Source organism: Microterricola pindariensis (assembly GCF_002936985.1).
Taxonomy (GTDB): Bacteria; Actinomycetota; Actinomycetes; order Actinomycetales; family Microbacteriaceae; genus Microterricola; species Microterricola pindariensis.
The window spans coordinates 20,104-29,408 of record NZ_MPZN01000041.1 but is presented as its reverse complement, the minus strand read 5'-3'; the positions used below and the strand labels follow the sequence as shown (position 1 = coordinate 29,408).

Here is a 9,305-nt window from a genome sequence, read left to right as displayed (position 1 = left end):
GGCTGCTGTTCCTCGGCTTCCACACGACCTTCCTCGTGCAGCACTGGCTCGGCGTCGTGGGCATGCCCCGCCGCTACGCCAGCTACCTGCCGAGCGATGGCTTCACCTGGATGAACGAGCTCTCCACCATTGGCTCGATGGTGCTGGCCGCGTCGATGATCCCGTTCTTCCTGAACGTGTACGTCACCGCCCGCAACGCTCCGAAGGTCACCGTCAACGACCCCTGGGGTTACGGCGGATCGCTGGAGTGGGCCACCTCGTGCCCGCCGCCGCGTCACAACTTCACGTCGATCCCGCGGATCCGCTCCGAGCGCCCCGCCTTCGACCTGAACCACCCAGAGGCAGCCCTCCCGATTGGCATCGGCCCGGCTAAGGACGCACCCGATGCGCCCACCTTCGACGCCGCTTCGGAGAGGATCAAGTAATGCGCGTCAATTCCGTAATGCTCTGGATCTTGACGGTCTTCTTCGCACTCGTCGCCGTGCTCTACGGTGTCTGGACGGCCATCGAGTACGGCCACCTCGAGTGGGTCGGCACGATCGCGATCGCCCTCTGTGGTGTTCTCACCGGCTTCGTCGCCTTCTACCTGGACCGCGTCTACGCGGCCCAGGGTGGGGAGCTGCCCGAGGACCGCCTCGACTCGAACATCGACGATGGAGACGCCGAGCTCGGCTTCTTCAGCCCGTGGAGCTGGTGGCCGATCATGGTCGCCGCCTCGCTGACGCTGTTCATGCTCGGCCTGGCCGCCGGATTCTGGATGTCGTTCATCGCCGTCGGAATCCTGGTCATCAGCCTCGTCGGCTGGGTCTACGAGTACTACCGCGGGCTCTTCGCCCGCTAGGCCACACGCACCACTGAGAAGGCCCCATCGTGATTCGTCACGATGGGGCCTTCTCGCGTTAACGGGCTGGCTGCCGCCGTCGACGAGCGGCTTTCGGATCGGCAGCAGACGAGGCAGGCGCCGGCCGGGTCGAGCCCCGATCGCGGCGACGAGGTTCTTCCTGGGGTGCCCTCTGTGTGGGTGGGGGTGGCGATTCCGCGGAACAGCGGTCGGCAGGTGGAGCAGCTGACGGCGTCGTCGGCGTCGCTGCGGGCGTGGCGCGCGCGGGCGTGAACGGGCCGCCGCGAAGCAAGCCGGAGGCCAGCAGCCGGCCGGCCGTTGCCGTGAGGGCGACGGCTGCCACACGTGCCGCGTCCTCGACCAGGCGCGGAGCTCAGCGAGCAGTGCTGCGCAGCGGGACGCGGGGCGCGGAACGGCGGGGGACCCGGCAGGCTCCCTCTCGGGTGCCCCGGGCCCTGGGGAGCTGCCTAGCGGGGAACGAAGCTCAGCACGTCGACACTCACGGTGACCGTCCTGTCGGCCGCGTCGGCACCGGCATCCGCCTCGGCGCCGGCGTGATGCGCCGACGGCCCCATGCCGACAAGCCGCGCCGCGTCGGCGGGGGAGACCACGATGTCGTACTCGACGGCGGCGCGGCCGACAGCGGTGAAGAGCGGCGCGGCCTCGGCCTGCAGCCGCTCGGCCTTCTCTGCTGGGATGTCGAGGGCCTGGCCCGCCTCGCGGAGCTGCCTGATGTGCCGGGCGGTGGGAACGACGACGAGCAGCCGACCGTTCGGGGCCAACGCACGGTGGAACTCGGGCAGGTTGCGCGGGGCGAAGACGGTGAACACCAGATCGGCGCTCGCATCGCGCAGCGGGAGCGGGCGCCAGATGTCGGCGACGAGCCCGTCGACGGCGCCATCCGCCCCCTCGAGCAGCGCCCGCCCGCCGCGCACCGCGCGCGCGACGGCATGCGGCGAGATGTCCATGGCCAGCGCGGAAGCGGTGGTGCCGGGTGCGAGGAGCCCGTCCAGGTAGTAGCCGGTGCCGCAGCCGGCGTCCACGATGCGCCGTGGCGCTGCGGCTGCCCGCGCGGCCGCGACGAGCGCCGCGCGCACCGGGTCGAAGTGCCCGGCGCCCAGGAAGGACGCTCGGGCGTCCAGCATGGCGGGGGAGTCGCCGATCATCCGGCTGCCGCCGGGAACGAGGTTCACGAAACCGCGCTTGTTCACGTCGAAGCTGTGGCCGGCCGGGCAGGCCAGGGCGAGCGGCTCACGGGCCAGGAGGGGCTCGGCACACTGCGGGCAGCGCAGCCATTCGGCGAGAGTCTGCAGAGTCATGACGGGTCCTTCCGGGGCGCGGCATCGGCGTGGGGAAATGAGAGAGGGGCGTTGGGGACGTTTTCACGTCTCCAACGCCCCTCTCACGGTGACGCCTACTTAGTGGTGGTCTCCGTGCGACTGCTCGATCTCCGTCTTGGTGACGGGGGCGATGCGGTCTTCGAAGAACCAGCGCGAGAGCGAGGCCCGCAGGCGCTGGCCCACGGTGATCTTGCCCTTGGCGTTCGGGCGGATCATCAGCGGCTTGTAGTCCTTGTAGTCGACCAGGCGCCAGCGCTCGTACTCGTCGAGGGGCTCGTGCACCTCGATGAACTCGCCGCCGGGCAGCTTGACGATGCGACCGGACTCGAAGCCGTGCAGCACGATCTCGCGGTCCTTCTTCTGCAGCGCGATGCAGATGCGCTTCGTGATGAAGTACGCAACGATCGGGCCGAGGATCAGCATCGCCTGGAGGGCGTGGATCACCCCTTCCATCGTCAGCTTGAAGTGCGTCGCGATGAGGTCGGAGCTGGCTGCAGCCCACATGGCCGCGTAGAACGTGACACCGGCGGCGCCGATGGCGGTGCGGGTCGGGGCGTTGCGCGGGCGGTCGAGCACGTGGTGCTCGCGCTTGTCTCCGGTGATCCAGGCCTCGATGAACGGGTAGATCAGAACCAGCACGATGAAGACACCGATGATGATCAGCGGGGCGAGGATGTTGAACGACCAGGTGCGGTCGAACAGCACGAACTCCCAGCCCGGCGGAACGAGGCGCAGGGCCCCATCGGCGAATCCGATGTACCAGTCGGGCTGCGTACCGGCCGACACCGGGGAGGGGTCGTACGGGCCGTAGTTCCAGACCGGGTTGATCGTGAACAGCGAGGCGATCAGCGCGATGATGCCGAAGACGATGAAGAAGAATCCACCGGCCTTCGCGGCGTAGACCGGCAGGACCGGGTAGCCGACGACGGTCTGCTCGTTCTTGCCCGCACCGGGGTACTGCGTGTGCTTGTGCACGACGACGAACACCAGGTGCAGCGCGATGAAGAGGACGACGATCGCGGGCAGCAACAGGATGTGCAGGGTGTAGAGGCGGCCGACGATCTGGTCGCCGGGGAACTCTCCACCGAACAGCAGGAACGAGATCCAGGTTCCGACGAGCGGGATGCCCTTGATGATTCCGTCGATGATGCGGAGGCCGTTGCCCGAGAGCAGGTCATCCGGAAGCGAGTAGCCGGTGAAGCCCTCTGCCATGGCCAGGATGAACAGCACGAAGCCGATGACCCAGTTGAGCTCGCGCGGCTTGCGGAACGCACCCGTGAAGAAGATGCGCAGCATGTGCAGACCGATGGCCGCCACGAAGAGCAGCGCAGCCCAGTGGTGGATCTGACGCATCAGGAGGCCACCGCGGATGTCGAAGGAGATGTCCAGCGTCGAGGACATCGCCACGGACATCGGGACACCCTTGAGCGGCACGTAGGAGCCGTCGTAGTGCACCTCGACCATGGAGGCCTGGAAGAAGAACGTCAGGAACGATCCGGAGAGCAGGATGACGACGAACGCGAAGAGCGCGACCTCACCGAGCAGGAACGACCAGTGGTCGGGGAAGATCTTGCGACCGAACTCCTTGACGGCACCGGAGACGCTGGTGCGCTCGTCAATGTAGTTGGCTGCGGCGGCCGTGAAACCACCGGGCTTCTTCGCCGCCGACTCCGTGGAGTTCGGGGCGCTCGTGGTAGTTGCGGTGCTCAATGACGCTCCCAGAAGCTCGGGCCGACGGGTTCAGTGAAGTCGCTCTGCGCGATGAGGTAGCCCTCGTCGTCCACAGCAATCGGCAGCTGCGGCAGCGCGCGTGCGGCCGGTCCGAAGATGACCTCACAGTGGTTGGCCACGTCGAACTGCGACTGGTGGCAGGGGCAGAGCAGGTGGTGCGTCTGCTGCTCGTACAGTGCGACGGGGCAGCCGACGTGGGTGCAGATCTTGGAGTAGGCGACGATTCCGTCGTACGACCAGTCCTTGCGCTCCGGCAGCTCGTGCAGGTCTTCCGGCTTGAGACGCATCAGCAGGACGACGGCCTTGGCCTTCTCCTCCAGGTAGCCATCGCCGTGGCCGAGGTCCGTGAGGCCCTCGGGGATGACGTGGAAGGCACTGCCGAGGGTGACGTCGGAGGCCTTGATCGGGGCGCCGCTCGGGTCCAGAGCCAGACGCGTTCCCTTGGCCCACATGGTGTGCGAAAGCAGCTCGACCGGGTTCTGGTCCTGCGGTGCGAGACCGCGGAACAGGACGACGGCGGGGAGCGGGAATGCGACGAGGGCGCCGATCAGCGTGTTGCGGATCAGGGTGCGCCGGCCGAAGCCGGACTCCTCGTTGGCCTCCTGGAAGATCTCGACGGCGCGAGCCCGAGTCTCCTCGGTGCCGCGGGTGGGGTGGCGCACGTCGATGCCCTCGTGGGCGTACATGAGGGCCTTGCCCCAGTGCACGGCACCGATGCCGAGCGCCAGGAGCCCGAGGGTGATGCCAAGTCCGATGAACATGTTGTTCAGTCGAACGTCTCCGACGTTGTGCGATTCCATCGGGAACAGCATGTAGGCGGCGACCGCCCAGATGCTGCCGACGATCGACAAGTAGAAGAGGGTGTAGACGGTGCGCTCTGCGCGCTTCTCTGCCTTCGGATCGATGTCCGTGACGCGCTCGTGGTGCGGCGGCAGTCCCGGGTCGGTCAGGGCGTCGCGCGCGATAACGGCGAGGCCTGCGGATTCTTCCGCATGGGCGAGGCCCGACGAATCGGCAGCGGTGATGTCCTTACCGCCGTTATCGTCCTGTGCCATGGTTCTCCTTTTCACGCTGTTTCATTGCTGTGCGTAGATCAGTTGGACTTTGCCGTGATCCACACGGTCAGGGCGACAATCGTGCCGAGACCAAAGATCCAGATAAACAAACCCTCTGCGACGGGGCCGAGCGAACCGAGCTCGAAACCACCGGGCGAGCGGTTGTCTTGCATGTACTTGAGGTACGTGATGATGTCGCGCTTGTCTTCAGGGCTGATGTTCATGTCGTTGAAGACGGGCATGTTCTGCGGGCCGGTAACCATGGCCTCGTAGATGTGCGTTCCGCTCACTCCGGAGAGGGCCGGGGCGTACTTGCCCTCGGTGAGTGCTCCACCGGCGCCGGCCACGTTGTGGCACATGGCGCAGTTGATGCGGAACAGCTCTGCACCGTTGGCCGCGTTGCCGCCGCCGTCGACGAGCTCGGGGGAGGGGATCGAGGGCCCGGGGGCCAGCGACGCGACGTAGCCGGCGAGAGCCTTGATCTGCTCGTCGGTGAACTGGACCGGCTTGACCTCGGCCTGCGGGCCGTGCATCTGCATCGGCATGCGTCCGGTGCCGACCTGGAAGTCGACGGCGGCGGCGCCGACGCCGATCAGGCTGGGGCCGTCACCGGTGCCCTGGGCCTCAAGCCCGTGGCAGGTGGCGCAGTTCGCGGTGAAGAGCTTCTTGCCCTCATCGATGGTCTGCTGCGAGGTGATGTCGGTGTCAGCCGACGCGGTGCTCGCGCTGAAGGCGGTGTAGGCACCGCCGGTGAATACCAAGCCGATCGCCAGCAGCGCGACGGTGGCCAGCGGGTGCCGGCGCCCCGTCTTGCGCGCTGCGCGAACCTTGGGCTTTGTGCTCTCGGTCATGAGAAGTAATCCGCTCCTGTATTCCTATTTGAGAACGTAGATGACCAGGAAGAGCCCGATCCAGACGACGTCAACGAAGTGCCAGTAGTAAGAGACCACGATGGCGCTGGTGGCCTCGCGGTGACCGAAATTGCGTTTCTGAACCGAGAAGATGCGGCCGATCACAAACAGGAAGGCGAACAGGCCGGCGGTCACGTGGATGCCGTGGAAGCCCGTTGTCAGGTAGAAGGCAGATCCGTACGCGTTGGAGGAGAGCGAGATGCCCTCGGAGACCAACGTCGCGTACTCGAAGATCTGGCCCGCGACGAAGATCGCGCCCATCGCGTAGGTGAGGAAGAACCACTCGGCGGCACCCCACTGCGTGGGCTTCCATCCTGTGGATCTCGCTTGCATCCGCTCTGCTGCGAACACGCCGAACTGGCACGTGAAGGAAGACGCGACCAAGATCAGCGTGTTCCCCAGTGCGAATGGGAAGTTCAGACGGTTAGTCTCGAACTCCCACAGCTCAGGGCTCGTAGAGCGCAAGGTGAAGTAAATGGCAAAGAGGCCGGCGAAGAACATGACTTCGCTGCCCAGCCAGACGATGGTACCCACCGCCACGGTATTGGGCCGGTTAATGGCAGGGGCGCTTGCCGGCTGAGTAATTGAAGTGCTCGTCACTCCTCCATTATGGCCGAAATACTCGCAGGGTTTTCCCATTCAACGCGGTCTGTCACCTATTTCTTTGGTTAGGGCAGCCTTAGTTTCAACCCCAGAACGCTGAGAATACGCGGTGAGTAGCCGTGTATTCGCAGTGAATCATTGTGCTCTTAGGATTGGCACATGCTTGAGATTCAGTCGTGGCCATCCGTCCTCACGTCATTGTTGAGCGGCGAAGACCTGAGTATTGCCGACGCGGCGTGGTGCATGGACCAGGTCATGACGGGCGAGTCGACCCCGGCCCAGCTCGCCGCATTCCTGGTCGCGCTCCGCGCGAAGGGCGAGACCGTCAACGAGATCGTCGGCTTCCGCGATGCGATCCTCGACCACGCGGTGCCGCTCGCGGTCGACTCCATGGCGCTGGACATCGTCGGGACGGGCGGCGATCGCTTCGGCACGGTGAACGTGTCGACGATGTCGGCGATCGTCTGCGCGGCCAGCGGGGTGCCCGTGATCAAGCACGGCAACCGCGCTGCGAGCTCGGCATCCGGCTCCTCTGACGTGCTCGCAGCCCTCGGCATCGACCTGACGCTCTCCGCCGATCGGGTCGCGGACATCCTGCTCGAGGCCGGCATCACCTTCGCCTATGCGGCGGCGTTCCACCCCGGGTTCCGGCACGCCGGCGCCGTGCGCGCCGAACTCGGCATCCCGACGGTCTTCAACTACCTGGGCCCGCTCTGCAACCCGGCCAGGCCGGAGGCCTCCGCCGTCGGCGTTGCGCAGCTGGACCGGGTGCCGCTGTTCGTCGGCGTGTTCCAGACCAGGGGGGCCACGGCGCTCGTCTTCCGCGGCGACGACGGTCTCGACGAGCTGACCACGACGGGCCACAGCCACGTCTGGGAGGTCTCGCGCGGCCTGGTCACCGAGCACGACATCGACCCGCGTGACCTCGGCATCAAGCGCGCCACGATGAGCGACCTCCTCGGCGGCGACGCCGAGCACAACGCGGCGGTCGTTCACCGCGTCCTGCAGGGGGAGCACGGCCCGGTGCGAGACATCGTGCTGCTGAATGCGGCGGCGGGCCTCGTCTCCTTCGACCTGGCGAACGACCCGGCGCAGAGCCAGGTGAACATCCTCGAGCGGTTCAGCTCGAAGATGGCCCTCGCGGCCGAGGTCATCGACTCCGGGGCGGGTGCCGCCAAGCTCACGCAGTGGGTCGAGGCGTCCAAGGAGTAGACGCCCCGACCCGGGTGCATGCGGTGCTGCGTGCTAGATGACGTCGTCGTCGACCCAGTCCAGGGTCTTCGTGACGGCCTTCTTCCAGTTGCGCAGCAGCCGGTCCGCCTCCGCCTTGTCCATCTGCGGCGTCCAGCGGCTGTCCTCCTGCCAGTTGGCCCGCAGCTCGTCCAGGCCGCTCCAGAAGCCGACCGCGAGACCGGCGGCGTAGGCGGCGCCGAGCGCCGTCGTCTCGGCGACGACGGGGCGCACCACCGGCACGCCGAGGATGTCGGCCTGGAACTGCATCAGCGTGTTGTTGGCGATCATGCCGCCGTCCACCTTCAGCTCGGTCAGGTCGACTCCGGAGTCGGCGTTGACCGCGTCCAGTACCTCACGGGTCTGGAAGGCGGTGGCCTCCAGTGCGGCGCGGGCGATGTGGCCCTTGTTCACGTAGCGGGTCAGGCCGACGAGGGCGCCCCGGGCGTCCGCCCGCCAGTACGGGGCGAACAGGCCGGAGAAGGCGGGCACGAAGTAGGCCCCGCCGTTGTCCTCGACCGTGTTCGCCAACGCCTCGACCTCCGCCGCCGAGCTGAACAGGCCCAGGTTGTCGCGCAGCCACTGGATCAGCGAGCCGGTGACGGCGATGGAACCCTCCAGCGCGTAGTGCGGCTTGGCGTCGCCGAGCTTGTAGCCGAGCGTCGTGAGCAGCCCGTTCTTGGAGTGCACGATCTCCTCACCCGTGTTGAAGATGAGGAAGTTGCCGGTGCCGTACGTGTTCTTGGACTCGCCGGTGTCGAAGGCGGCCTGGCCGAACGTGGCTGCCTGCTGGTCGCCGAGGATGCCGGCGATCGGCGTCTCACGCAGCAGCGAGTTGTCGCTGGCGACGCCGTACACCTCGGACGAGGAGCGGATCTCGGGCAGCATCGATCGGGGGACGTCGAAGGCGGCGAGGATGCCGTCATCCCACTGCAGCGTCTCGAGATCCATGAACAGGGTGCGGCTGGCGTTGGTGACGTCGGTGGCGTGCACGCCGCCGTCGACGCCTCCGGTCAGGTTCCACAGCACCCAGCAGTCGGTGGTGCCGAACATGAGCTCGCCGGCATCCGCTGCCTCGCGAGCGCCGGGCACGTTCTCCAGGATCCAGACGATCTTGGTGCCGGAGAAGTACGTGGCCAGCGGCAGGCCGACCTGCTGCTTGAAGCGCTCGACCCCGCCGTCGGCGGCGAGCCGGTCGACGATGGGCTGCGTGCGGGTGTCCTGCCAGACGATGGCGTTGTAGACGGGGCGGCCGGTGTTCTTGTTCCACACCACAGCCGTCTCGCGCTGGTTGGTGATGCCGATCGCGGCGATGTCGTGCCGGGTGAGGTTCGCCTTGGCGAGGGCCTGGCCGATCACCTCGCGGACGTTGTCCCAGATCTGGGTGGCGTTGTGCTCCACCCAGCCGGCCTGCGGGAAGATCTGCTCGTGCTCGAGCTGCCCGGTCGAGACGATCGAGCCGGCCTTGTCGAAGATGATGGCACGCGAGCTGGTGGTGCCTTGGTCGATGGCGAGAACATAGTCGGCCATGGGGTTGCTCCTTCGGGAGAGGGGTGTGTCTGATGACGAGAAAAGAAGAGGGCCGACTCGGCGA

General features: G+C 66.8%; 8 protein-coding genes and 1 pseudogene. 3 read left to right on the top strand and 6 right to left on the bottom strand.

Annotation, left to right across the window (positions count from 1 at the left end; all coding sequences use genetic code 11):
• Positions 1 to 425, top strand: a pseudogene (locus GY24_RS12145) (cytochrome ubiquinol oxidase subunit I); the annotation flags it as partial.
• Positions 425 to 841 (top strand): cytochrome c oxidase subunit 4, encoded by a 417-nt coding sequence (locus tag GY24_RS12140; protein WP_104476125.1) that lies wholly within the window; start codon positions 425 to 427, stop codon positions 839 to 841. The pseudogene GY24_RS12145 and the gene GY24_RS12140, both read left to right, overlap by 1 nt.
• A 467-nt stretch (positions 842 to 1,308) precedes the next feature.
• On the opposite strand, the gene GY24_RS12130 is transcribed toward GY24_RS12140, so the two are convergent.
• From GY24_RS12130 to ctaE, 5 genes are all read right to left on the bottom strand, one after another.
• Positions 1,309 to 2,160, bottom strand: a complete 852-nt coding sequence (locus GY24_RS12130; RefSeq protein WP_104476120.1) for a methyltransferase domain-containing protein — start codon at positions 2,158 to 2,160, stop codon at positions 1,309 to 1,311.
• 99 nt (positions 2,161 to 2,259) lie between these two features.
• Positions 2,260 to 3,891 carry a cytochrome bc1 complex cytochrome b subunit gene (qcrB, locus tag GY24_RS12125; RefSeq protein ID WP_104476117.1) on the bottom strand — a complete coding sequence of 544 codons (1,632 nt, stop codon included), beginning with the start codon at positions 3,889 to 3,891 and terminating at the stop codon, positions 2,260 to 2,262.
• Positions 3,888 to 4,967 carry a cytochrome bc1 complex Rieske iron-sulfur subunit gene (gene qcrA / locus GY24_RS12120; RefSeq protein ID WP_083363989.1) on the bottom strand — a complete coding sequence of 360 codons (1,080 nt, stop codon included), beginning with the start codon at positions 4,965 to 4,967 and terminating at the stop codon, positions 3,888 to 3,890. The genes qcrB and qcrA overlap by 4 nt, the downstream gene beginning before the upstream one ends.
• 38 nt (positions 4,968 to 5,005) lie before the next feature.
• A complete protein-coding gene (qcrC, locus tag GY24_RS12115; protein WP_083363988.1) occupies positions 5,006 to 5,818 on the bottom strand; it encodes a cytochrome bc1 complex diheme cytochrome c subunit in 813 nt (270 codons plus the stop codon).
• A gap of 24 nt (positions 5,819 to 5,842) precedes the next feature.
• Positions 5,843 to 6,517 carry an aa3-type cytochrome oxidase subunit III gene (gene ctaE, locus GY24_RS12110; RefSeq protein ID WP_083363987.1) on the bottom strand — a complete coding sequence of 225 codons (675 nt, stop codon included), beginning with the start codon at positions 6,515 to 6,517 and terminating at the stop codon, positions 5,843 to 5,845.
• A 123-nt stretch (positions 6,518 to 6,640) separates the two neighbouring features.
• Here ctaE and trpD point away from each other — a divergent pair, with 123 nt between their 5' ends.
• The gene (gene trpD, locus GY24_RS12105; protein WP_104476115.1) at positions 6,641 to 7,693 is read left to right on the top strand and encodes an anthranilate phosphoribosyltransferase; all 1,053 of its coding nucleotides are present in this window, start codon (positions 6,641 to 6,643) and stop codon (positions 7,691 to 7,693) included.
• Positions 7,694 to 7,726: 33 nt separating this feature from the next.
• Here trpD and glpK read toward each other — a convergent pair whose 3' ends face one another.
• The gene (gene glpK, locus GY24_RS12100) at positions 7,727 to 9,241 is read right to left on the bottom strand and encodes a glycerol kinase GlpK (RefSeq protein WP_104476113.1); all 1,515 of its coding nucleotides are present in this window, start codon (positions 9,239 to 9,241) and stop codon (positions 7,727 to 7,729) included.
• Positions 9,242 to 9,305: the final 64 nt, after the last annotated feature.